This is a genomic window from Acinetobacter sp. 102 (genome assembly GCF_037028485.1).
Lineage (GTDB): Bacteria > Pseudomonadota > Gammaproteobacteria > Pseudomonadales > Moraxellaceae > Acinetobacter > Acinetobacter higginsii.
In genome coordinates, this window is the sequence record NZ_JAZEZK010000005.1 from 195,972 (window position 1) to 219,273 (window position 23,302).

At 39.5% G+C, this 23,302-nt stretch carries 23 protein-coding genes and 1 pseudogene; 12 read left to right on the plus strand and 12 right to left on the minus strand.

Annotated features, from left to right (window positions below; all coding sequences use genetic code 11):
- Positions 1-119 precede the first annotated feature (119 nt).
- The 3 genes from WA352_RS06900 to WA352_RS06910 are packed head-to-tail and all read right to left on the minus strand — an operon-like array spanning position 120 to position 2,171.
- Positions 120-437 carry a hypothetical protein gene (locus WA352_RS06900; RefSeq protein WP_033134813.1) on the minus strand — a complete coding sequence of 106 codons (318 nt, stop codon included), beginning with the start codon at positions 435-437 and terminating at the stop codon, positions 120-122.
- Entirely contained in the window at positions 427-1,911 is a 1,485-nt protein-coding gene (locus WA352_RS06905) for a replication initiation factor domain-containing protein (protein ID WP_033134814.1), read from the minus strand. Before WA352_RS06905 ends, WA352_RS06900 begins: the two co-directional genes overlap by 11 nt.
- A complete protein-coding gene (locus WA352_RS06910; protein ID WP_033134815.1) occupies positions 1,908-2,171 on the minus strand; it encodes a hypothetical protein in 264 nt (87 codons plus the stop codon). Before WA352_RS06910 ends, WA352_RS06905 begins: the two co-directional genes overlap by 4 nt.
- Before the next feature lie 108 nt (positions 2,172-2,279).
- On the opposite strand from WA352_RS06910, the gene WA352_RS06915 reads away from it, so the two are divergent.
- From WA352_RS06915 to WA352_RS06950, 8 genes are all read left to right on the plus strand, one after another.
- Positions 2,280-2,486: a hypothetical protein gene (locus WA352_RS06915; protein ID WP_033134817.1), complete on the plus strand. Its 207-nt coding sequence runs from the start codon at positions 2,280-2,282 to the stop codon at positions 2,484-2,486.
- Positions 2,487-2,523: 37 nt separating this feature from the next.
- The gene (locus tag WA352_RS06920) at positions 2,524-2,841 is read left to right on the plus strand and encodes a hypothetical protein (RefSeq protein ID WP_033134816.1); all 318 of its coding nucleotides are present in this window, start codon (positions 2,524-2,526) and stop codon (positions 2,839-2,841) included.
- Between the two features lie 351 nt (positions 2,842-3,192).
- Positions 3,193-3,828 carry a CDP-alcohol phosphatidyltransferase family protein gene (locus tag WA352_RS06925; RefSeq protein WP_033134510.1) on the plus strand — a complete coding sequence of 212 codons (636 nt, stop codon included), beginning with the start codon at positions 3,193-3,195 and terminating at the stop codon, positions 3,826-3,828.
- 10 nt (positions 3,829-3,838) lie between these two features.
- On the plus strand, positions 3,839-5,587 hold the full coding sequence (locus WA352_RS06930) for a bifunctional alpha/beta hydrolase/class I SAM-dependent methyltransferase (RefSeq protein WP_033134509.1): 1,749 nt from the start codon (positions 3,839-3,841) through the stop codon (positions 5,585-5,587).
- A 13-nt stretch (positions 5,588-5,600) separates the two neighbouring features.
- Positions 5,601-6,968, plus strand: coding sequence for a phosphatase PAP2/dual specificity phosphatase family protein (locus WA352_RS06935; RefSeq protein WP_033134508.1), 1,368 nt, complete (start codon positions 5,601-5,603; stop codon positions 6,966-6,968).
- Positions 6,965-7,387: a hypothetical protein gene (locus WA352_RS06940; RefSeq protein ID WP_033134507.1), complete on the plus strand. Its 423-nt coding sequence runs from the start codon at positions 6,965-6,967 to the stop codon at positions 7,385-7,387. Before WA352_RS06935 ends, WA352_RS06940 begins: the two co-directional genes overlap by 4 nt.
- 7 nt (positions 7,388-7,394) lie before the next feature.
- Positions 7,395-8,045: a lysophospholipid acyltransferase family protein gene (locus WA352_RS06945; protein ID WP_004807180.1), complete on the plus strand. Its 651-nt coding sequence runs from the start codon at positions 7,395-7,397 to the stop codon at positions 8,043-8,045.
- Entirely contained in the window at positions 8,042-8,986 is a 945-nt protein-coding gene (locus WA352_RS06950) for a phosphatidate cytidylyltransferase (RefSeq protein ID WP_033134506.1), read from the plus strand. The genes WA352_RS06945 and WA352_RS06950 overlap by 4 nt, the downstream gene beginning before the upstream one ends.
- A gap of 3 nt (positions 8,987-8,989) precedes the next feature.
- Here the strand turns inward: WA352_RS06950 and WA352_RS06955 are convergent, their stop codons facing one another.
- Entirely contained in the window at positions 8,990-10,015 is a 1,026-nt protein-coding gene (locus WA352_RS06955; protein ID WP_033134505.1) for an AraC family transcriptional regulator, read from the minus strand.
- Positions 10,016-10,144: 129 nt separating this feature from the next.
- Here WA352_RS06955 and WA352_RS06960 point away from each other — a divergent pair, with 129 nt between their 5' ends.
- Complete coding sequence (locus WA352_RS06960; RefSeq protein ID WP_033134504.1) at positions 10,145-10,843, plus strand: NAD(P)H-dependent oxidoreductase; 699 nt, start codon at positions 10,145-10,147, stop codon at positions 10,841-10,843.
- 46 nt (positions 10,844-10,889) lie between these two features.
- Here the strand turns inward: WA352_RS06960 and WA352_RS06965 are convergent, their stop codons facing one another.
- The 5 genes from WA352_RS06965 to WA352_RS06985 all read right to left on the minus strand — a co-directional run bounded on the left by WA352_RS06965 (position 10,890) and on the right by WA352_RS06985 (position 16,245).
- Entirely contained in the window at positions 10,890-13,580 is a 2,691-nt protein-coding gene (locus WA352_RS06965; RefSeq protein WP_033134503.1) for a TonB-dependent receptor, read from the minus strand.
- 71 nt (positions 13,581-13,651) lie between these two features.
- The gene (locus WA352_RS06970) at positions 13,652-14,122 is read right to left on the minus strand and encodes a YbaN family protein (protein WP_033134502.1); all 471 of its coding nucleotides are present in this window, start codon (positions 14,120-14,122) and stop codon (positions 13,652-13,654) included.
- A gap of 11 nt (positions 14,123-14,133) precedes the next feature.
- A complete protein-coding gene (locus WA352_RS06975) occupies positions 14,134-14,712 on the minus strand; it encodes a biliverdin-producing heme oxygenase (protein ID WP_033134501.1) in 579 nt (192 codons plus the stop codon).
- A 71-nt stretch (positions 14,713-14,783) separates the two neighbouring features.
- Positions 14,784-15,752: a FecR domain-containing protein gene (locus tag WA352_RS06980; protein ID WP_033134500.1), complete on the minus strand. Its 969-nt coding sequence runs from the start codon at positions 15,750-15,752 to the stop codon at positions 14,784-14,786.
- Between the two features lie 7 nt (positions 15,753-15,759).
- Complete coding sequence (locus WA352_RS06985; protein ID WP_033134499.1) at positions 15,760-16,245, minus strand: sigma-70 family RNA polymerase sigma factor; 486 nt, start codon at positions 16,243-16,245, stop codon at positions 15,760-15,762.
- A gap of 289 nt (positions 16,246-16,534) precedes the next feature.
- Between WA352_RS06985 and WA352_RS06990 the strand changes: the two genes are divergently transcribed.
- Both WA352_RS06990 and WA352_RS06995 read left to right on the plus strand, forming a co-directional pair.
- Positions 16,535-16,759: a hypothetical protein gene (locus tag WA352_RS06990; RefSeq protein ID WP_033134498.1), complete on the plus strand. Its 225-nt coding sequence runs from the start codon at positions 16,535-16,537 to the stop codon at positions 16,757-16,759.
- 30 nt (positions 16,760-16,789) lie between these two features.
- Positions 16,790-18,704 (plus strand): annotated as a pseudogene (locus WA352_RS06995) (phosphocholine-specific phospholipase C).
- 103 nt (positions 18,705-18,807) lie between these two features.
- On the opposite strand, the gene WA352_RS07000 reads toward WA352_RS06995, so the two are convergent.
- Positions 18,808-19,554, minus strand: coding sequence for a TenA family transcriptional regulator (locus tag WA352_RS07000; RefSeq protein ID WP_033134496.1), 747 nt, complete (start codon positions 19,552-19,554; stop codon positions 18,808-18,810).
- Positions 19,555-19,848: 294 nt separating this feature from the next.
- Here WA352_RS07000 and WA352_RS07005 point away from each other — a divergent pair, with 294 nt between their 5' ends.
- Positions 19,849-21,078, plus strand: coding sequence for a GGDEF domain-containing protein (locus WA352_RS07005; RefSeq protein ID WP_336141653.1), 1,230 nt, complete (start codon positions 19,849-19,851; stop codon positions 21,076-21,078).
- Positions 21,079-21,185: 107 nt separating this feature from the next.
- On the opposite strand, the gene aroC is transcribed toward WA352_RS07005, so the two are convergent.
- Entirely contained in the window at positions 21,186-22,277 is a 1,092-nt protein-coding gene (gene aroC, locus WA352_RS07010) for a chorismate synthase (RefSeq protein WP_033134495.1), read from the minus strand.
- Between the two features lie 11 nt (positions 22,278-22,288).
- The gene (gene prmB, locus WA352_RS07015) at positions 22,289-23,299 is read right to left on the minus strand and encodes a 50S ribosomal protein L3 N(5)-glutamine methyltransferase (protein ID WP_033134494.1); all 1,011 of its coding nucleotides are present in this window, start codon (positions 23,297-23,299) and stop codon (positions 22,289-22,291) included.
- Positions 23,300-23,302 lie beyond the last annotated feature (3 nt).

Here is a 23,302-nt window from a genome sequence, read left to right on the forward strand (position 1 = left end):
GATTATCCCCCATTATTGCTGTTATATTCATACTTAAAATTACCTAAGTTATTGATTTTATTAACATAATATACATTATGCGAAAGGCTGTATTTCAAGCCTTTGATATGTAAAGGTTTTTATGGTTGGCTTGACCCCATTGGCTTTGGAGCTGTAGTTTTTTGAGGAACCAAATCAAGTAAAACCAAAGTTGAAGTCTTACCGTTTGAGACCTGTTCCATAGTTACGTCAGCAACCAGTGGAAAATCCATTTCTTTGATCTTTTGGAAGTTTGCAGACGAACCCCATTTAATTTGTTCGCCAACCTCACCAACAAAGTTGTCACCATCTTGAAGATCAGCCTTGTAAAAAATTACAGTTGAATCAAACGGACGACCATTGAATTCACCCTTTGAACTTTTTGCACCAAGTACCACCATTGTTGATTTAAATTGCATGAGTTAATCCCTCATAGAAGTTTTGATTTGACGTAAGAAATGGAACACCCTCAAATAAAGGCGTTTCAGTAATTGTCTTGCTCTGGATCGGCTGATTTATGCGTAAAGCCTGCATAACAGCAGCATGAGAGAAGTTTAGACGCTTAGGCATAACATCCTTGTCGGATGAAATTAAGTTAAGCAAATCCTGATCATTTATGAATTTACGGAATTGACGTATATATTTACCGAACTGGTGCTTAACGATTTGCAAAGCCTTATCAACATTGATAGACGCTTGTTTTTCAATAAGTTGACACTTTTCAGGTGCTTCAAAGTCATTAAGCTGATTAGATAGAATCTCAAGTGCTGGATAAGCACCTTTAAAATAAGGACTTGGATTTATAAGTATGTCGAAAGGCAAATAACGGTCAGTAGATTTAAGCTCTAGCTCAGCACGTGTCCAAAGACTTAATGAATCACCTTCTTTTTTTCCACGCTCATAAAAACGCATGTGTTTAGAACTAGCACGGTTGCCTACAGTCAGTGTACGGCCCTTGCCGTTTATACGTTTCCAGTCACCAAGTTGGTTTATCTCAGGATTACAACCACCACACCAGAATAGGTTTTGATTATCCCATTCGTAAGCCATATCAACAGATACAAACTCACTTTCGAAATCATCAAAGGCTAAATCAATACGACCTAATTTAGGTGAAATAGCTTGTACTTTCAGGAACTTATAAAGTTGTTCATTCCATCCCTTACGAGCTAAACAGCAGCCAGTACCATTAATTTGAACCGTGACACGCTTATTATTATGACCATACAAGATCACTCCTAAATTATCTTGTAAATCATAACCATAGCGATTGAAATGCATACCTTTTTCACGCTTCTTAGCAATACCAAAGCCAAAGATTTCAAATAGAAGCTGATCAAGCCAAGTTTCGATTGCATCACCAACAGATAAATCCACCTGTTCAGGTTCTAAATGAGCGTACTTCTCACCAAATGTACTTTGACAGAAGCTAAAAGTAACCCAGTCAATGCCGATAATAGTGTTATCAATTGGAACTGCACGAAGTACAGGAACAACGCCTTGTGGGGTTGAAATTAACTTGTAATTGTCTAGGTTTCTTGGAAAAGCCCATGACTCAGATGTCTGCAACTGATCCGCTACCCCTATATTATAAAAAGGGGTGCTTTCTGCCGTGTTTTGCGCAGTAATGGCTACTTTTTGAACAAATAATTCTTGGATAGATGTTTCAGCAGGCTTCGCCTGCTTTTCTGGTTTGCTGTCGATTGCAGCCAATTTATTTTTAACAATGCCATCAAGCATGTTTTTTAAGGCCTGCCCGTCTGCCAACGTGATTTCACCAAATGCAGAATGAGCATGAATATCATCAAAGATAGATTTCTGACGATCAAAGATTTCAACAAGAGATAAAGACGAATTATCAAATTCGAGGATTTGAGACATTAAAGCGTTCATAGGTCATCACCCCCAAACGCCTCAATCAATTCAGAATTAGAATTTTTATAAAGCTCTGCATATGCTTCGATTTTAGATGAATCATAAGACCAGTCGGCAGCAACAGCAGCAAGATGAAATAAACACTTTTCAGCAGAAATTGCAGGAGTTAAAGCTTCAAGACATGGTTGTGCGTGGTCAGAAACAATCTTAGCGACTTGATCGAAAGATGCCTGTACAAACTCAGCCTTTGTTCTAAAAATTAATTGATCTGCACTCATGTAACAACATCACACGCAACATTTTGACAGAAATATAACAGAATTGCGTGCAACACTGCAACTTGTGACACAATAATGTTGTTGCATGAAACAATGTTAGGACATCACATGAAAAAATCAGACTTATCAAAAACTTATAGAGTACGTGGGGAATTCGTTGAACCTATCAAAAATAAGTCACTAGATTTTATTATTGAAACAAAGGAAAGAATTGAAGAAGCAGATATTATTAATGCATTGATTTATAAGTATTTAAAAGACATTACTGCAAAAGATGTAACAAAATATATCGAAGAGATAAAAAAAGCAGATTAATAATCTTTGTCGATCCTGACTACTAGGAAATAAAAGGATGAGCACCCCAACCCTACTCTTACTTTTAATAATTGGAATAGCCTTCGGCTATTTCATTTATAAAAAAAATACAGAAAGCAATGAGAGCCTAAAGGTAACTGCAAAAAAAGCATTCCCTAAATATACAATCATAGAAAAATTTGACACAGTAATGATCTGTGAAATAAATCACAGAAATGAACCAGACGAACTAGTCTTTATTAGAATTGGATCAACCAAAAAAATAACAAAAGAAGGCAGACGAATAACTGCAATCTACCCCAAAAAACCCACAGAAAAAATATTAAAACAAGATCTAAATAAATACCTCAAGTAACCAGCGCGCCCTACGGGCGTCTGGTCGAACGTCCCTCCTCCCGCCCGCCCTGTTGGGCGCGCCGAGATATCGCATAATGAAGATTGATGTTAAATATCAATCGAGTGCGATTGAAATATTCGCATTGTTGACATACAAAAAAAGACGTGTAAAACACGTCTTTGTTGGTATATCTAACACATTGATAAGTAACATAATCTAGAGATTATGCGAAATAATTTAATTATCAATAATATGATGCTTAGCAACTAATGTAATTACCATTTTCCAGCTATCCCAATGTCTGTTGACATACATTAGAAAGTTACACACAATGCTATTCACTATATAAATATGCATATATCAATAAAAATGCCTTCGATTTATCAGTTAAAACCAGCATTTCAGAATTTACTTCGCCCATTTGTACAATGGCTTTACTCTAAAAAGATTACAGCGAATCAAGTTACGCTTTTAGCAATGTTAATCTCTGTCGCTTTAGCAATTGCACTTTACAGTCTGCATCTTTACCAACAACCTTTAATCCTATTTTTATTCTTTCCTATATGGATGTTGGTTCGCATGGGTTTTAATGCAATTGATGGCATGCTCGCGCGTGAATTTAATCAACAATCAAAACTTGGCGCATATTTAAATGAAATCTGTGATGTCATCTCCGATTCAGCGCTTTATCTATGTTTTTTAGGTTTAGCTTTCATCAACCCATTCCTGTTGGGTTTAGTTGTCTTTCTAGCGATTCTGAGTGAATATGCTGGTGTTATGGCGCCATTAATTGGTCAGGAACGCCGTTATGATGGTCCTATGGGTAAAAGTGATCGTGCATTTTGGTTTAGTTTAATTGCTTTATGTGTCAGTTTCAGCCCTTATTTAATAGAAAATAATTACACAAATTCAATAATTTACTTCTGCAATGGGCTGCTTGTTCTTATTGCAACGCTATTGGTTTTGACAATTTATAACCGTATTAAAAATAGTATTCAACTTTAAGGAAAATTAGATGAAAAGCTCACAAAAACATGTATTTACCAGTCATGATGATACCCAATTAGCCTATCAACATTGGCCAGCAGCTACAGAAAAAGAGACAAAAAAAGCAATTATCTTATTTCATCGTGGTCATGAACACTCTGGACGTATGGCACATTTGGTCAATGAACTCAATCTACCAGAATTTGATTTCTTTGCATGGGATGCTCGTGGGCATGGCCAATCACCAGGTTTACGTGGCGATGCACCAAGTTTCTCTGCATGTGTGAAAGATATTCAATATTTTGTACAACATATTGAATCGACATATAACATCGTATCAACCAATATCGCCGTCATTGGTCAAAGCGTTGGCGCAGTTTTAGCAGCCACATGGGTACATGATTATGCACCAAAAATCAGAGCCTTATGCTTAGCTTCACCCGCGTTTGATATCAAACTTTATGTCCCATTTGCAAAAGCAGGTTTAACTGTTTTAAGCAAACTCAAAGGTAATTTCTTTATTACCAGTTATGTAAAAGCCAATATGCTGACACATGATGCTGAACGCGCGAAAACTTATGATACAGATCCTCAAATTGCCAAAGCCATTTCTGTACGAATGCTTTTGGGCTTATATGCAGCATCTGAACGTATCGTCAATGATGCACAAAATATCTTTGTTCCTACTCAAGTTTTAAGTTCTGGGTCGGACTTTGTGGTATTTCGAAAACCACAACAGCAGTTTTATGCAAAGCTTCCTCATCCACGAAAAGAGTTCCATGTACTAGATGGTTTTTATCACGATACTTTAGGTGAAAAAGACCGCTATATTGCAATCGAAAAAATCCGTCGTTTTATCTTACAAAGCTTTGCTGAAGATTATCAGGCACCAGATGTACTCAATGCCGATAAAATTGGTACAAGTTGTGCGACGGCTGAACAACTGAGTAGCCCACTTCCCGCTTCTTCCATCAAAAATCTATTCTGGAATTTAACCAAACGTAATTTAAAGCTCGGTAGTAAATTCTCACATGGCTTAAAAATTGGTGAAGATACGGGTTATGACTCAGGCAGCACTTTAGATTTTGTTTATCGAAATCAGGGTGAAAGTAAAAATATTCTTGGAAATATTATCGATCAGCAATATTTAAATGCGATTGGTTGGCGTGGAATTCGTGTGCGTAAACAACATATTGAGCAGTTATTGGCAAAATATGCGAAAGCACTGACCAAGCAACGAAAAGATGTTCGCATCCTTGATATTGCAGCGGGTCATGGCCGTTATATTCTAGATGCTGTAAGTGAACTTGCAACACCACCAAAATCAGTGCTCTTAAGAGATTATAGTCAATTAAATGTTGATTCTGGTTCTGCATTAATTCAGCAAAGAAATCTTGAAAACATTGCTCAGTTTGAATTAGGTGATGCCTTTGATACAGCATCACTAGCCAAAGTTAAACCAAAACCAAATTTAGTCATTGTTTCCGGGCTTTATGAACTATTTAGCGATAACGATTTATTAAGACAATCACTCTCTGGTATTCATCAAGCGATGCTACAAGGTGGCTTCCTGATTTACACGGGACAAATTTGGCATCCACAACAAGAGTTTATTGCACGTGCGCTTACCTCACATCGTCAAGGTGATGCTTGGGTGATGCGGTTACGCTCGCAAGCCGAAATGGATGCACTTGTTGAACAAGCAGGCTTTAAAAAAGTGGACCAATGTATTGATGAATTTGGAATTTTTACAGTTTCGGTTGCTCAAAAAATTTAAATAAAGACTTTGTATGCAAAATAATATTCTAGATCGTCAACCAGGTACTTGGAAATGGGGACTACTCTGCCTAGTCCTTTTAGCGCCCTTTTTCTTTTTAACCTATGGTTTTGCAAATCAATATGCATCCAGCCTCAGCAATGTTCCAAGTATAGTGTTTGCTTGGGAACATCATATCCCGCTTTGGGCATGGACCATTGTGCCGTATTGGTCGATTGACCTTTTTTATGGTTTGTCGTTATTGTTATGTTGGAATAGATTTGAATTAAAACAACATTCGCTTAGGCTATTTGCAGCCCAGATTATTTCGATCAGTTGTTTTTTAATCTTTCCGTTAAAATTCAGTTTTGAACGTGCTGAATTACATGGTTTCTTTGGATTATGGTTTGATGTATTGATGGGTTTTGATAAACCCTTTAATCAAGCACCTTCATTACACATTGTTTTATTAGTCATTCTCTGGGATTTTTACCGTCGGCATATCAAAGCAAACTACCGTTGGCTGGTAAATCTGTGGTCTTTTCTGATAGGACTCTCTGTCTTAACCACATGGCAACATCACTTTATTGATATTCCTTTGGGGCTATTGGTTGGTGCATTCTGTTTATGGCTATTTCCACTCACGGTTAAAGCACCTTATCAAAAAAATGGCTTACAACAATTGACGAGCAAACATTTAAAATTAGGGTGTTTTTATTTGATTGGAGCCTTAGTTTGTATAACCCCCGCATTTTTATTCAAAGGTACGTGGCTATGGATGTTATATCCAGCGATCAGTCTTTTCTTAGTCGCTTTAGCATACTTTTTGGTTAGACCACATTTTTTCCAAAAGCAAGAGAACGGTCAATTGACTGTCGCTGCATGGTTATTGTTTGCACCTTATTCTCTAGTCGCATGGATAAATAGTCGTGTTTGGACCTATCAACATCCTGAAGACTCATTGATTTTGCAACTCAACGGCGTTGATCTCTATCTCGGCCGTATCCCAACAACTGAGCATAGTAAGCAATATCATGGTGTATTTGATTGTTGCGCTGAACTGCCGGCAAACAACGTTCATCATTATGAAAAATATAGTACGCTTGATTTAATTCCGATCCAAAGCGCACAATTATTAGAAGCAACAAAAAAGTTTGATCACTTTATTCAACCTTTAATACAGGCAAATGAACCACAACAAGTATTGATTTTTTGTGCGCTTGGCTATTCACGCAGTTGTAGTGTATTGATTGCATGGCTATTACAACACGGCTATGTGAATACCTCAGAGGAAGCTGTTGGCTTGATTCAAAAGTCACGACCTTGGATCGTTTTGAGTGAGACACATATTGCTGAAATTAAACATTTCCAACAGCTGCTCACTCAGGAGAAGCAGCTATGAGAATGAATTTTGTCGTAGTGAGCCAATTGCTCAAGCAAAGTCAGAGTATTTTAAAGTCAGGATATTTAGCCTTTGTTTTATCAATCATTACCTTATCTTTATTTTCGAAAATGCAAATATTGATTCCTCTTTTACTTGTTACTGGGCTACTGGCGATTCACCATTATCTATTTATTCGGATTGAATTTGATCGTGGCCTGTTACAGCATATGGTTGACCAACCTGAGGACGTAGAAAGTCTTACTCAGCAATTGGATCAATCATTGTTAAATTTAAAGTTGATTCCATCTAGTAAAACGGGTCGTGATTGGTCGATACGCTTCAAAGGCTGTTTAAGACTGTTAAAAATACAGATCGTCATTGTCTTAATACAGTATTCTGTATTTATTGTACTTTTTTATAAATTAGCGCATAGATGAAGGTTGAATGAAAAAGAATATAATTACGCAATCCGTTGCTCGTTTTATCGCATTTCTTACCCGTCGTGGTGCACGCTTGTTAACTGGCGCACGAAGTTTATGGGTCGGCTGTGAACCTGAACTTAAGCAACGGATCTATTATGCCAACCATAATAGCCATATTGATTTCATTTTATTATGGTCTTCTTTACCCACTCACATCCGTCGCAAAACACGACCAATTGCAGCATCAGATTATTGGCTTAAAGATGGACTTAGACGCTTTTTGATTCAAGATACTTTTTCAGGTGTTACCATTCAACGTAACCGTAGTGATCAGCAAGATCCATTACAGCCAGTAAAAGATGTCTTGGCAGAAGGCTATTCCATTATTTTCTTCCCTGAAGGGACACGTAATTTAAATGATGATGTCGAAATGCTGCAATTTAAAAGTGGTCTTTATCATCTCAGCCAACAATTCCCTGACGTTGAAGTTGTGCCAGTTTGGATTTCTAATTTAAAACGAGTCATGCCTAAAGGCGCATTTATCCCCTTGCCTCTACTCTCGACGGTCATCTTTGGTGAACCCTTAGCACTTGATCAACTCACGGGCAAAGATCAATTCTTGCAGCATGCTCAGCAGCAATTATTGAAATTAAAAGAGGCCGAGAACCAATGAGTTTAGACAACCTACAACAAACTTATCTATTGTTTGGCATCTTTGCAGTCATTTTGATTATTGCCTCAAGTATTGGCTTTATCCTCAAACAAAAGGCAGGTGCAACCCCTTCTCCTGTTATTGATAACCTGAATGCGCGTATCAATGCGTGGTGGATCATGCTAATAGTCTTGGCAGCCGCCATTCTATTGGGAAAAACTGCTTTTATTGTCTTGTTTGGCCTTATTTCATTTTTTGCATTACGTGAATTTATTAGTTTACTACCAACACGGCGTGGCGACTATCTGCCATTGCTGATTGCGTTCTACTTTGTTATTCCCTATCAATACTATTTGGTCTATACCAATTGGTATGGGTTGTTTTCGATTTTCATTCCGCTGTATGTGTTCTTGCTCATCCCCATCGCCAGTTTAAAGCTGGAAGATACCACACACTTCTTGGAACGCAGTGCCAAAATCCAATGGGGGCTTATGGTGAGTGTGTTCTGTATCTCACATGTCCCAGCCCTGTTAAATCTGGATTTACCCCAATTTAAAGGGGAAAAAATTTGGTTGGCGATTTGGCTAATTATGGTGGTGCAAGCCTCGGATGTGCTGCAATATGTATGCGGCAAACTTTTTGGAAAGCATAAAGTAGCCCCTACGCTTTCCCCATCAAAAACCGTAGAAGGACTGATTGGCGGTATTGTTCTCGCAACCGCACTCGGTGTATTAATGTCATCCCTAACCCCATTTAATTACTGGCAAGCGGCTCTGATTGGCTTGATTGTTTGTATTTTTGGTTTCTTTGGTGGACTGGTCATGTCTGCGATCAAACGCGATCGTGGCGTGAAAGATTGGGGACAGCTTATTCAAGGTCACGGCGGTATGTTAGATCGTATCGACTCGATCTGTTTCTCTGCGCCAATTTTTTTCCATATCCTTCGATATTGGTGGAGCTAATCTCTATGAAGAAAGTCGACCAATGCTGACTTCACGGAAAAACTTAGGCGTTACATTGGTCCACTTTTTAAATGCCCGTGAAAAATGGGAAATATCGGCATAGCCTAAACGCTCTGCAATTTGCTCAATCGAAAGCTTGGGCTGTTTTAATAACTGCTCCGCCTGATTCCTGCGTACTTCGGCCACAAGACTCTGGAAAGACGTTTGTTTATTGCTTAACTGTCGCTGTAGGGTACGCTCCGAGAGATGGAGTTTTTCAGCAACCTGTTTCAGCGATAAGAAGCCAACATCTTCATCATATAGCAAGGCTTTGACCTGTGAATCCAAGCGATTTTTTTGATCCCTTTTCAGCGCAAGCTTATCAGCATCTTGCTCACATTGTTGTTTGCTGAGCCGAGCTAATAATGCATCTGCAGTTTTTAGTGGAAGTGATAGCAATGCCTTATGGAAGCTTAAACAATCTTTTTCACACTCAAAACTGATATTTGAATGATTGAATTTTTGAGTGTTCTTATAAAAATCTGGTTTGTCTTGTTGGAACTTAAAGAGGATTCCAAGTTTATTTTGGGCTAAATTTTCCAAAATTTGTGAAAAACCCAAGATCAAAAACATCATTCCATGTCGATTTAACTTGAATTTTTGCGAAGGTTGGTTGAAATACAAATAAGCCAAGTCACCTTCTATCTTTAATTTAGGTTTAAACACAGAACAATGTAAGCCAATAAATTGCTCTAGAATCTTGATTGCATCACCTAATGTTTCAGAAGCAGTTGCAGCAATGCCGACATGACCATAGCAAGAGACTCGCATTTCCTCTGCAAGATAAAGACTAATCGCAGGTTCATGCGTCAGTAAAGCTGCTTTATCCAATAAATGATTGAAGATATCGAAATCTACATACCAAAACGGCGCATTTAAAGTATGTGCAGAAATCCCTGTTCCAGACAAAAGTTGTTCTGAAGATACATTCCATTTTTGTATGACATCTACTAATAGATTGACATAAGTACCGGGTAATTCTGGATTCATGCAGTCTCCATGAAACAGTGAAAATTTGGCGTAAAATGGTAAATATTGGCGGTTAATGAACTATGACATCTTTCTCGGTTTAAGCATAGTAGCTCTATCAAAAAACTCAGATTTTAAACTGGTGAAATCATGCATATTTTGATCGTTCATGCACATCCTGAACAGCAGTCATTTACCTCTGCGCTTAAGAATACAGCACAGCAAACCTTTGAACAGCAAGGTCATACTGTCGAGGTTTCCGATCTCTATGAAATGAACTTTAACCCTGTTGCTTCTAAAGATGATTTTGGCAGCCTGAACCAACCGGATTATTTTAATTATGCTTTGGAACAGCGTCATGCATTTAAACAGCAGCAATTTTCAGCAGATATTCAAGCGGAAATTGAAAAAGTTCAACGTGCTGATCTGGTTATTTTTAGCTTTCCTTTGTATTGGACCTCTGTACCAGCCATTTTAAAGGGTTGGATTGACCGTGTATTTGTCTCTGGTCTCTTTTACGGCGGCAAACGTTTTTATAACCATGGTGGTATGACAGGAAAAAAAGCCATGTTATGTTTAACACTCGGTGGCCGTGAACATATGTTTGGTGAAGGTTCTGTACATGGGCCGATAGAGCATTATTTATCATCGTTGCAACGTGGCACACTTGCCTATGTCGGCTTTGAGGTACTGCCTCCATTTATTGCTTATCATGTGCCTTATATCAGCCAACAAGATAGACAAAAGATTGTGATTGATTTCGAACATTACTTGCAAAACATAGATGATTTACAAGCCTTAGCATTCCCGTTACTGGAAAATTTTGACGATAGAATGAATCCACTGTAATAAAAAACGATAAGGCTCTAGACTAAGAACCTTATCGTTTTATCTGTTAGAACTTCATTTCAATGCCTGCTTTGATGGTACGTCCTGGGATCGGCATACCAATTACCGTACCAGGATCAAAGTTATAGCGATTTGTTAAGTTATCGACATTAAATGACAAGGCAACATTTGGACTCCACTTATAGCTTGCAAACAGATCAATTAAAGTTTCAGAAGAAATTTCAGTCACAGCTCGTCCACTTACACCTGTACCGGCCAACCAACCTTTAGGGTTTGTCTTTTCCGAGTGGTACTTAGCACGAGCACCGACCACAAGTTTATTTTCAAATAGGTTTTTGCCTACCGTAATATTAAAAATCTTTCGCGGTGGCAGACGGGTAGAAATCAGACTCCAAGAATCACCCACTTCATTACACTCTGATTTATTTGCAGGACAGACTTTAGGTGCTTGATACAAGGTTCCATTCAAACTGGCAAAGAAACTCGGATGATTATAGGAAAGATCAAACTCCAAGCCCTTCATTACAACTTGATTGTAATTGACGAATGTATAAGAGCTTGTATAGGGAAGAATAAAGTCAGGTGTAATTGGGTTCGGAATATCCTTTCTTTGCACGCCCTGTGTCAGAAAATCTTTCGTCTGATTACGGAAATAATTCAGGTTAAATTTCAAATGGTCATCTTGAGCAAACACGTTGTCACGCTCACCGATAAATCCTAACTCAATAAGACGTGAATTTTCAGGTTTAACCGGCAGGTCTGGATCATAACTAAAGGTTTGACCTGAAACAGTTGATTCAAACAGACTTGGGCTACGATGTGTATTGGAGAGTTTTCCATAAAGATCAATACCGTCCCATAACTTATAGTTGAGTTGGGACATCCAATCGATATTTCCTCCAAAGTCACGTACAGCATAACCCTTGTTATTTAAATCTGAATGCGCCACAGGTGTCATTGGTCGATACTGATCACCATAGTCTTCCACTTTGGCTTTATGCCATTTACTCCCTAAACTTAAACTAAAGTCATTAAAAACATAGTCGCCATTGAGGAAAACTGAGGACTCTTTGCGTAATCCATCCCGTGCAATTTCATGATCAACTAGATGGCGCGGCTTCATACGCTGTTCATCGTAGGTTAAGCCATAATTCAATGTGACCTGATCAAATTTACTGGTATTTTCTAGATTCAGACCACTACGATAATCTTGGAAACTCCCCCAGTATTGATCTCCATAACTGGAATTCTTCATCCCAATCATGCCATTGTGCTGGCGATATTTAGCGTTGGTATGCCAAACACCTAATTCGAGATCTACCAAAGAGTTATGTTTCGGCTTATAAGTATAACTGGTACTGAATGCATTAACGGCTGCTGAACCTAAAGACCACTGCGGCATGGTATAAGCACCTTCTATATATTTAGGCTCAACATACTCGTCATCGATATATCCATATGGTGGTGAGTTAGGGTCAATCACTTTAGATCGATTCCAATAAAAAGCCATGACTTCACCCGCTTTTTGGACATGACGACGTAAATTTACTTCGACACGATGTTCATCAGTGATATTCATTCCAGCTTTAATAATGCCTGAATCACTTTGATAACTGGTATTCACCACCTCTTGACCTGGACCAACATCGACAATATCCCGCTTTTCGTAATACTCAATGCCATGTTTTCCAGCATAGTAATTACCAACTTCTCGCTTACTATAAGCAGCGACTAAGTCAAACATATCGTTCCGATAAGCCAGTGCCAATGTGCCAGCACCATTTTGAAAATTGTTAGATGAAATTTTATTGTGCAGCAAATAAGACATTTGCTCCTTTTCATTGTCTGAGGTTTGTGGTGTTCTGTTATTGTTATAAAAGCTTCCTTTGAGCATGACACCGGCATTTTGATTTGGCAATAAAATATCATTGGCACTTAGGGTTCGCATTTTTACAATCCCTCCAATTCCACCTACGCTAAACTTAGCCCGAGATGCACCTTTTTCAACCTCGATTTGGCTGATCAAATCCATATCGATATAAGTACGGTCACTCTCGCCCTGATAACCTCGGAAGGTATGACTGGACTGTAAACTACCGTCAATGATCACTGGAACACGCCCTTCACCCTGCATGCCACGGATTCCAATATCTATTGCACCTGCCTCATTACGTAAGCTGTTGACCTGTACACCTGCAATATCGGAAAACACATCCCCATTACCCGTTCCTCTAAATCGGCTAATCTGTTCTCGATCAAGATGAGTGGTATTTACCTTTTGGTTTTGTTGTTCGGCATTCACTTTTATTTCTGGCATGACCACAATAGCTTTAGCATCCTGCTCTAAGTGTGAATGCGTATTTGCATGAGAAGTCAGTGTTTCCGCATGGCTGAGCATGGAACTGTTTTTGGGAACTAAGAGATAGGTTTGCCCTTGTTTGATGACTTGATAAGGTTGATCCGCCAAGAGATAGTCAAAACCTTGCTGAACTGAATACTTTCCTGATATTCCCTTACTTTTCAGACCTTTTAACTGCTCAGAATCATAACTTAAGACGATACCAGACTGCGCTGCAAAACTTGACAGCACGTAGCCCAATGGGTTCTCTGCAATTTGATAGGTTCTCTCTACAGCTGGCTTGTCTAATACCTGAATAGAGGTATGTATTTCTGCATAAGCCCCACTGATACAAAAACAGTGTATGAGTATTGCTAATGTTTGCTTTTTAAATTTCATTGGAAGATCCACACTGAGTAATGATTTTCATTTTCAATAATCATTACCCAGTGATTTCCAAAAATATGACATTAAATTTCAATTTTTTCTGCTCGGCTCCATATCCACAGTACGAAAACAAATAAAATAAACATGAAAGTTAACTTGATGTGCAAATGCAAAGATGAAAGTATCAAGCTGATCAAAATTAAAACAATCGTTAATGTCATCATATATTTACGTAAACGGGAAATGGATTTAAATCCACCCGTATATTGGGTAAGCAGCAGATGGATGTAACGATTTTGATGAATCCAGCAATGCAATTTTGCAGAACCTTTAGCAGCAAAAAAGGTAGCGAGGAATAAGAAATCAAAAGTAGGCACGCCAGGTAATACGATACCCAGCACTGCCAAAATTAGACAAATAATGGTTAGAGCGATATACACTCCACGCATGATGATCGATGCATGGAGTTTTTCTTTTTGCGGTGCGTGTAAAGTATCTACATCACTGCAATCTGTACTTTTCGCCTTATACCTTATAGAAGCATTTTTTGGCATAGGGTTGCTGCTTAATCAATATTTTTCAGCAAGCTGCCAAAGTAATCAAATGCCTGTTTGGCTCCTAAAATAACTTGATCTTGTTCACTCTCACTCAATTGAGCAGTATCCAATTCAGTAATGAAGTGCTTCCATACCCTTGCTCGACCTTCTGGATATGCAGCCAAATTACGTGCCCCAAACTCAGCAGTTAGTCCTAAAAGCTGTTGTGCTTGTTTAAATAAAAATGCTGCACCTAAAGTTGAACCTTCCGAGACATAAATCCAGCCTAAAGCTTCAGGAAAGCCAACCTTTTCAGTAAGTAATTCTTGAGCTTCAGGTTTGAGCTGTAGGTCATAAAGATCCAATAAGGCTGCTTGAGATCGCCCTCTGATATCCAAATCTGAAATAAGCGCTGAAACCTCAGGGTGCCGGAATAAATATTCTACATTTTGCTGAAAATAATATTGAGCCAAGGTAAATTTTGCATAACGCTCTGTATCAGCAAATACTTGAGCTTTCTCCATCAAAAGATGCATCTGTTGATGCTGGCTGGCGGTTTCAATTTTTAACCGTGATGCAAGCTGATTGAGGACGAATGAAGTTGCCATAAGATTTCTCCAGTTATTTAGGTTTAACTGTATTACCCGTCCAAAGCCAAAAAGCTGACAGCAATTTTCAATTATTTTTCTGCTTTTTCATTTTTAGCCTGAATTGTAATGACATGATCGCCAAAATGTCGTTGCATACGAATCGGATAGCTTAATTCCAAAGCGGACTGCAACTGCGTCAAGTTATTGACAGGATAAGAACCAGAGACCTTTAATGATTTCAATTGAGGGTCGAGATCAACATATTGATGCTGATAACGCCCAATCTCTTGCAATAACTGCTCTATAGGCATTTCAAATGCCATAATCATCTGATTTTTCCAAACCAATACATTCGGATCAAGCTGCCCCAATGCTTTAAAGTCTGTTCTATCAAAACATAACTGCTCACCTGCCCGCACAACTGTCATTTTTTTAGATTGATTCAAAGTAACCTTGACCGCACTTTCAATCACAGCTAAACAGGTTTGCAGTTGTTTATTTTTGAGGTACTGCACATTAAAAATTGTTCCCAGTGCTTGTAAATGCGCATTTTCAGTCTCGACAAAAAAGGGACGATGGTTTTGAGTCTCTTTCGCAGTATGAATCTGTATTTCGCCATAGTGTAATTTTAGCGTCCGTTGATGTGGTGTATAGCGAACATCAAGTGCTGTATCTGTATTTAATTGAAGTTCTGTTCCATCCTCAAGTGTCACATTCTTCTGTTGACCAATGGCCGTACTGTAATCTGAAAACCACAAATATTTATAATCAGAATTCCATGCAATGATACTGCCCAGACACGCAATACAGGCCACGACAAGATGTTTGCTCCACTGAAACTGTGCAGCTTGATTGCCTTTTTTTATGATTTCATGGCCATTTTCAGGAAAATACTCAAAACTGCTCAGTAAATACTCAGCTTTAAGCCATGCGGTTTGATGTGCTTCGCTTTGATTTTTCCACGCTTCAAATTTGACCTGTTGAGCCTCGGTTAATGCTGATGCCTGAATCAGCACAATCCATTCAGCGGCCTCTTTTAAGATTTGTGTTTGAGACATGTCAATCTCAATCCATGATCGCTAAACATTGAGTCAGTACTGCAACCAAATCTCGCATAACCGTTCGTGTACAAATATTCAAACGATTCGCAATCTCTTGCTGGGTAAGCCCTTCAAGTTGTGACCAGATAAACACCTGCTGTTGACGTTCAGGCATTTGATTTAACAGTTGGTTGATCAAGCATAATGATTCAATTGCAGATATTTTTTGTTCAGGACTAATCTCATCATACTCAGGTCGACTACTTAGTGCTTCCAAATAAGCTTTTTCTATCGACTTGCGCTGGTACCAATTAATTAATATACCTTTGGCAACTGTGGTTAACAACGCACGCGGCTGATCAAAATACAATTGATCTTTACGTTTCAAAATACGAATAAATGTATCGTGAGCTAAATCTGCAGCATCTTCACTTTGATTGAGACGTCGTTTCAACCATTGATACAACCAAGAATGATGTTGACGATAGAGCGTATTGATTGGATCAGACATTTTCAAAGGATAATGAGAATCATTAATAATATGTTAACAAAAAATAAGAAAATGATCACCTCTGTTTTGCACCGTAATCTCTATACATCTGATGATTAATTGAATTTTTAAAACTAATTTTTACAATACTCAAAAGACAGCCACGCCGCTTCTTCTTCATCCTTAAAACCAGTCTCGCTTATCCTTCGACAATTACAGCATTTCCTCTAAGCGTTTCAGGCCTCAACAAAACACGGCTATGCAAACGTTTTCTTGCCTGCATTACGGCCCATTTTCATATGAAACGTCAATGAATCGTCATAAAGATGACACTGAGCTGTCACACGGTCTGTCTAGTGTGTTGACATCTTTGTTATGGATGAAGCAAATGTTGAAAAAAACCAAACGATGGTTGGCATGTGTTTATGTTTTCCCCTTTCTATTCGCACTCACCGCGTGTAATGACTCAAACAACGATCAGGTCGCAGCGAAACCTGATGACAGCAAAAAACCAGTCATGCGCTGTGCACCATAAGCATAAGAACAACTAGATAGGGAAAATATCGTGATTAATCGTCGTCAATTTTTAGCAAATACACTTAAAACAGGTTTTGGCGCTGCCGCTTTGACCACCTTTCCAGCCAGCATTCAAAAAGCTTTAGCCATTCCTGCCAATAATAAAACAGGTACTATTCAAGATGTAGAGCATGTCGTGATCCTCATGCAGGAAAACCGCTCATTTGACCATTATTTTGGGACCTTAAAAGGCGTTCGTGGTTTTGCCGATCGTTTCACCATTCCTTTGCAAAATGGACGTACCGTTTGGCAGCAACAACGCAGTAATGGCGCATTATTAACACCCTTCCATTTAGATGGCTCAAGCAATAATGCTCAACGCGCACCTGGTACCAATCACACTTGGGTAGATAGCCAAAAAGCATGGGACAATGGCCGTATGTCAAACTGGCCAACCTATAAAACTGACTATGCCATGGGCTATTTCAAGGAACAGGAAATCCCTTATCAATTTGCATTGGCCAATGCATTTACCATTTGTGATGCTTATCACTGCGCTATGCATACTGGTACAGATGCCAATCGTTCATTCCATCTAACAGGAACCAATGGTGCAGTGCCGACCAGTACCGCATTTGTGAATAATGAATGGGACTGGATTGATGGCGATCCTAAAACGGTGGATGTTGGTTATACATGGAAAACCTATGCTGAACGCCTAGAAGAAGCAGGAATCAATTGGATTTGTTATCAAAATATGCCCGATGAATGGGGCGATAACATGTTAGGTGCCTTCCGCAGCTTTAGAAAAGCTAATATCGATTCGGGTTATCCAGTCTCAAGTGGTGGAGCACCCAATAGTCCTTATAACAAGGCTGCGCAAAAGTTACCTTATAAAGCCTATGATGCCACCACGGACAATGCCAAGAATCCACTTTATAAAGGCATTGCCAATACCTTACCCGGTAATAAACCTGAAGAATTCCTAGATGCATTTAAAAATGATATCAAAACTGGCAAATTGCCACAGGTATCATGGATCAATGCACCTTCCATTTACTGTGAACATCCTGGACCATCAAGTCCCGTACAAGGCTCATGGTTTATTCAAGAAATCTTAGATGCATTAACAGCCGTGCCTGAAGTTTGGAGTAAAACTGTTTTTCTGATTAATTTTGATGAAAATGATGGTTATTTTGACCATGTTCCTTCCCCATCAGCACCAACATTGCAACCAGATAATACATATGCAGGTAAATCAACCCTCAGCCCAGCGGATATGCGTCATGAATACTATGTGCATGATGCACCGCTAGGTAGTACCAGCCAACCGAATAAGGATAATGGTGTTTATGGTCCTGGTCCCCGCGTTCCCTTATTTGTGATTTCACCTTGGAGTCGTGGGGGGATTGTCAACTCTCAAGTATTTGATCATACCACTGCTGTTTTCAAATACAGGGACTCAAGGTGCGGTGTTTCATGTCTACGACAAATTAAATTTAAGTCGAGTTCCACGCCGTTACATTGTAGAGGCAGGAAAAGGCCTAGATGATGTCTGGAATGTACAGAAAGACAATCAAGGCTTATACGATCTTTGGGTGATGGGACCGAATGGCTTTCATCGACATTTCAAGGGTGATCTGAACCGAAATCAAGATCTGCAAATCAATCCTGAGATTCGTGTTTGCTATGATATAGCCAACGGCAATGTGTATGTCGATCTAAACAATACGGGCACTAAAGATATTGAGTTGGTGATCAGCCCTGTGGTTTATCAGACGGATGCTCCACTGAAACTAACTGTAAAAGCAGGACAAAGTGCCACTCAGCATTGGGAATTGAAAGATGCTTGGCAATGGTATGATTTTGCCGTGACCTGTACTCAAGATGCTAAGTTTTATCGCCGTTTTGCTGGGCGTGTAGAAACAGGTGAAGACTCTGTGAGTGACCCTGCGATGGTTTAAGATTTAAACAGCATAAGCAATTAAGCCTCCTTAGTTCCGAAAACCAAGGAGACTTTTATCACATATATAAATCAGATCTAATTCAGGCTGAATACCCGAATCCTTAATTTTTATGCTGTAGCTTATAGCACTCATCTAAGGCGAGTTCATAATATTCAAGCCCTTCCTTTGCCGCTAAGAAAGCTTTTCTTTGCTGCACAGGGTCTTTATCACATAAGCGCTTAATCAGCTCCATCGCTTCATAGGGATGTAGATCATCATAATGTGCATGTGCTCTTAACCATGCTAGAGAACGCTTGTTGATGTTTACTTCAGGATGTTGAGTATAGGTTTGAATCCCTTTATAGACCTGAATGGTCCAATCACCTGTCGCCCACTCTATCGCAAGATTAGTCGCTGCAATACTCTCTGCTAGACTTCCACGAAAATTAACATCCCACAAGAAGTGATTCACCGCATTCATTGCAACAGGTGGCTTCACGTTATTCAACATTTCAACTGTTAGACCAAAGCCCCCCGCCCAGTCCTGATACCAGTTCAAATGCCGCTCCTCAACTTTGATGTTTTGAATCAGCCAGTCTCGAGTTTCCGTTACCCCTTCCAGTGAAAAAGCAGTCGCTTTCGCTAGCGATCCCGCCATATAGGAAGGAAAATGTGCGACCAGTGGATAAAAATTCAGTAAGGCTGAACGAAAGCATTCAAGGCTTAAACAGCCATTGGCCATATCTAAGAATAACGGATGTTTACTCACTCGTTCTTTTGAGGGTAATAATTCATCCCAGAATCGTTGCGCCCAACCCGAATGGGGTGTAATTTCTAATTTTGTTCCATATTGATTCATAGCAGTCATTGCGATGCATCCTATTTCGTATGACTTAATCCAATCATCTTCGATGATTGCTGCTTTTTTATAAATTGTATCCTAATACCGTAAAGATACAATCGTTTGTGATTTAGTTTGTAACAGTTTTTATTTCTTGAATCTAATTTAAACTTGAATCATTATATTAGGCAATGACCCTTATATAAAAATTAATATTTTTTTATAATCTAATACACATTCTATTTAAATCAGTGTAACGTAGTAAAAAAATAATCCCTATTTTGACATTTATAACAACATTTGGGAGTGGTGAGAGATAAGATGAAGTTGAAAGCTTCCAATATTTTGGGACAAGAACAAATCGACTTGTTAATTTCTCGCGGGCTAAATTTAGTTTGGTTTCCTAAAGAATTAGAAGTGATCTATCGAGATCAGTACAGAAATGAGGCTGCGCATGAGTTCCGCTATCGCGCCCCTATTATTTTAGGTTTATATCTATTTCTAAGCTTCGGTATTTATCAGGTTTTACCCACAGACCTACGTATTACTTGGATGGCAACCTACGGTTGGGTGGGTATCATCATTACATTGGCATGGTTACTTTCGTTCCTGCCAAGCATGAATAAGTGGTTCGATTACTATGTTTGTATCGGCTCAACAGGTGCCGTTGCAATCTCTTTCACCATCATTAACGTATTGAAGCAAAGTCAAAATAATGTCCTGTTCCATGCTGCGATGATGTATGCAGTTGTCATCATCTATGCCTTTGTAGGAATGCGTTTCTACACAGCCATCATTGCTGGTTGGGTCGGCGGATTGATTGGTATTGCAGCGAGTACATGGTTTAGCGGGGCAATTGATTGGACCTTCCTCAACCGTACTTACACCTTCAGTAGTTTTCTGGGTATGGCACTTGCTTATGCAACTGATCGCCAGCACCGTGAGAATTATTTGCAGAACTGTATGATTGAACTTAACCGTTTAGAATTGATGCGACAAGCACAACAGTTGTCTATTTTATCCCAGCAAGATGCTTTAACTGGTCTTGCCAACCGACGCTACCTAGATGAAGTATTGGAAAATGAGTGGAAAAGAGCAACACGCCATGAAATGCCGATTACCATCATGATGATTGATATCGACTTCTTTAAGCTCTACAACGATACTTTAGGACATATTCAAGGCGATCAATGCCTGAGACGTATTGCGATTATGTTGGGCTCTATCGCCTCGCGTAGTGGTGATCTGGCTGCACGTTATGGTGGAGAAGAGTTTCTACTACTCTTCTCAATGACTGACCGTGATCAAGCCATTACTCAGGTACAAAGACTGATGGAGTTAGTACGTAATATTGGAATTTTGCACCCACGTAGCAATGTTTCAAAACATGTGACCATTAGCGTAGGTGTTGCAACAATGGTTCCCTGTGTAGGTGACAGTCTTTCTGAGTTTGTTGCACAAGCGGATCATGCATTATATATCGCAAAAAGTAATGGTCGAAATCAATATCACATTGCAACATCAGATAATATGATTTCTGAAGCATTATAATTCATTAATGATTATTAAATGAATATTAAACTAATTTAATATAAGTATTTTAAAACGTGACACAAGCCGCAGATATAATAAATTATATGTGCGGCTTAATATTTTTATTATGGTTCGATTGGTTTAAATGGAGCAACAACATCTGCATTTTGTGCACGATGTCTTAAAAAATGATCCATTAACACGATCGCAAGCATTGCTTCAGCAATTGGTGTTGCACGTACACCGACACACGGATCATGACGACCTTTGGTCAATACATCAGTATTTTCACGTTCAATCGTAATGGTTTTACCTGGTGTGGTAATACTTGCAGTCGGTTTCAATGCAATCGCAACACGAATGCTCTGACCGCTTGAGATTCCACCTAAGATACCGCCTGCATGATTAGCAAGGAATCCGTCTGTTGTCAGCTCATCACGAGTCTCGTGACCAAACTGCCCAGCAACCGCAAAACCATCACCAATTTCTACACCTTTAACCGCATTGATGCTCATCATGGCATGGGCAATATCTGCATCTAAACGATCAAATACAGGCTCGCCCCAACCCACAGGTACTTTTTCAGCAACGATTTCAAGTTTTGCGCCACAACTGGTCCCTTGCTCACGTAAAGCAGTGACCAACTGTTCAAAACGCGGAACCGCATCAACGTCACCGCAGAAGAATGGATTATTTGGCACTTCTGCCCAATCCAGTTTTTCAGCGACTTCATTACCGATTTGTGTGACATGTCCACGAATATCAATACCAAATTTTTCAGCAAGATATTTCTTGGCAATTGCGCCTGCCGCGACACGCATCGCCGTTTCACGGGCGCTGGAACGACCGCCACCACGATAGTCACGGAAGCCGTACTTTTGCGTATACGTGTAATCTGCATGGCCTGGACGGAAAGTTTGAGCAATATTGCCGTAGTCTTTTGATTTCTGATCCGTGTTACGGATCAATAAACCAATCGATGTTCCTGTGGTTTTACCTTCGAAAACACCCGAGATAATCTCAACTTGATCTGGTTCTTTACGTTGCGTTGCAAACTTCGATGTTCCCGGTTTACGGCGGTCTAAATCTTTTTGCAAATCTGCTTCACAAAGCTCAAGATCAGGCGGCACGCCATCGACAATCGCCATCAAGCCCGCACCATGTGACTCGCCACAGGTTGTTACTCGAAACAGTTGCCCAATACTATTCCCTGCCATGCTTTAACCCCTTAGTTTTGAACTGATTGCTGAAAGACTTCTTTATAACGGCGGCATTGTTCAGCAGTTAAAGCAAAAATACCAGTACCGCCTTTTTGGAAAGTGAGCCAATGGAAGTCAACTGTATTGAAGTTCTGACGCATTGCCCATTCAGAGTTACCCACTTCAATCACAATCAGGCCATCTTCCGTTAAGTAATCAGCAGCTTGGGCTAACATTTTACGGACTAAATCTAAGCCATCTTGCCCCGCAGCCAGTGCAAGCTCAGGCTCATGTAAGAATTCTTCTGGTAAATCCGCCATATCTTCTGCATCCACATACGGTGGATTGCTGACGATCAGGTCATATTGGTTTTCAGCAGGGATTTTTGAGAACAAGTCAGATTCAAGTAAAGCCACTTGATACTGTTTATCATGGTGCTCAGTGTTGATTGAAGCCACTTCCAGTGCTTCTTTTGAAATATCAGTCGCATCGACTTCTGATTCTGGAAAAGCATAAGCTAACGCAATCGCAATACAACCTGAACCCGTACACATATCCAAGATACGTTGTGGTGTTTTCGGATTGTTATTTTCAGGCAAGTTGTTTAACGCTTCCAACATACGGCCATTTTCATCTAGGCAGTATGGTGCGAAACGTTGTTCAATCAACTCAGCAATCGGTGAACGCGGAATCAAAACACGCTCATCTACATAGAATGGCTTATTGAAGAAATAGGCTAAGTTCAATAAATATGAGGTCGGAATACGATCATTGATACGACGTTCTAACAAGCTGAGGAATTCTGCTTTTTCGCTTGGTAAAAGTTTGGCATCCAGAATTTCAGCGTCCGCTTTCCACTCAAGTGATAGTGTTTGTAGTACCAATGCAGAACTCTCTGCAAAATAATCTTGAGTACCTTGACCTAAGTGCGCGTCATATTGACGTAGTGCGGTTACCCCAAAACGAACAAAATCTCGAATGGTTACTAGGTTTTCAGCCGCTTCTTGTAAATGTTCAGGGCTGATTGTCGGTCGCTCCACTTA

Excerpts from the sequence above, each read along its gene's own strand:
- WA352_RS06900 (WP_033134813.1), bottom strand. The coding sequence starts at position 437 with ATGCAATTTAAATCAACAATGGTGGTACTTGGTGCAAAAAGTTCAAAG.
- WA352_RS06905 (WP_033134814.1), bottom strand. The coding sequence starts at position 1,911 with ATGAACGCTTTAATGTCTCAAATCCTCGAATTTGATAATTCGTCTTTA.
- WA352_RS06910 (WP_033134815.1), bottom strand. The coding sequence starts at position 2,171 with ATGAGTGCAGATCAATTAATTTTTAGAACAAAGGCTGAGTTTGTACAG.
- WA352_RS06915 (WP_033134817.1), top strand. The coding sequence starts at position 2,280 with ATGAAAAAATCAGACTTATCAAAAACTTATAGAGTACGTGGGGAATTC.
- WA352_RS06920 (WP_033134816.1), top strand. The coding sequence starts at position 2,524 with ATGAGCACCCCAACCCTACTCTTACTTTTAATAATTGGAATAGCCTTC.
- WA352_RS06925 (WP_033134510.1), top strand. The coding sequence starts at position 3,193 with ATGCCTTCGATTTATCAGTTAAAACCAGCATTTCAGAATTTACTTCGC.
- WA352_RS06930 (WP_033134509.1), top strand. The coding sequence starts at position 3,839 with ATGAAAAGCTCACAAAAACATGTATTTACCAGTCATGATGATACCCAA.
- WA352_RS06935 (WP_033134508.1), top strand. The coding sequence starts at position 5,601 with ATGCAAAATAATATTCTAGATCGTCAACCAGGTACTTGGAAATGGGGA.
- WA352_RS06940 (WP_033134507.1), top strand. The coding sequence starts at position 6,965 with ATGAGAATGAATTTTGTCGTAGTGAGCCAATTGCTCAAGCAAAGTCAG.
- WA352_RS06945 (WP_004807180.1), top strand. The coding sequence starts at position 7,395 with ATGAAAAAGAATATAATTACGCAATCCGTTGCTCGTTTTATCGCATTT.
- WA352_RS06950 (WP_033134506.1), top strand. The coding sequence starts at position 8,042 with ATGAGTTTAGACAACCTACAACAAACTTATCTATTGTTTGGCATCTTT.
- WA352_RS06955 (WP_033134505.1), bottom strand. The coding sequence starts at position 10,015 with ATGAATCCAGAATTACCCGGTACTTATGTCAATCTATTAGTAGATGTC.
- WA352_RS06960 (WP_033134504.1), top strand. The coding sequence starts at position 10,145 with ATGCATATTTTGATCGTTCATGCACATCCTGAACAGCAGTCATTTACC.
- WA352_RS06965 (WP_033134503.1), bottom strand. The coding sequence starts at position 13,580 with ATGAAATTTAAAAAGCAAACATTAGCAATACTCATACACTGTTTTTGT.
- WA352_RS06970 (WP_033134502.1), bottom strand. The coding sequence starts at position 14,122 with ATGCCAAAAAATGCTTCTATAAGGTATAAGGCGAAAAGTACAGATTGC.
- WA352_RS06975 (WP_033134501.1), bottom strand. The coding sequence starts at position 14,712 with ATGGCAACTTCATTCGTCCTCAATCAGCTTGCATCACGGTTAAAAATT.
- WA352_RS06980 (WP_033134500.1), bottom strand. The coding sequence starts at position 15,752 with ATGTCTCAAACACAAATCTTAAAAGAGGCCGCTGAATGGATTGTGCTG.
- WA352_RS06985 (WP_033134499.1), bottom strand. The coding sequence starts at position 16,245 with ATGTCTGATCCAATCAATACGCTCTATCGTCAACATCATTCTTGGTTG.
- WA352_RS06990 (WP_033134498.1), top strand. The coding sequence starts at position 16,535 with ATGAATCGTCATAAAGATGACACTGAGCTGTCACACGGTCTGTCTAGT.
- WA352_RS07000 (WP_033134496.1), bottom strand. The coding sequence starts at position 19,554 with ATGACTGCTATGAATCAATATGGAACAAAATTAGAAATTACACCCCAT.
- WA352_RS07005 (WP_336141653.1), top strand. The coding sequence starts at position 19,849 with ATGAAGTTGAAAGCTTCCAATATTTTGGGACAAGAACAAATCGACTTG.
- aroC (WP_033134495.1), bottom strand. The coding sequence starts at position 22,277 with ATGGCAGGGAATAGTATTGGGCAACTGTTTCGAGTAACAACCTGTGGC.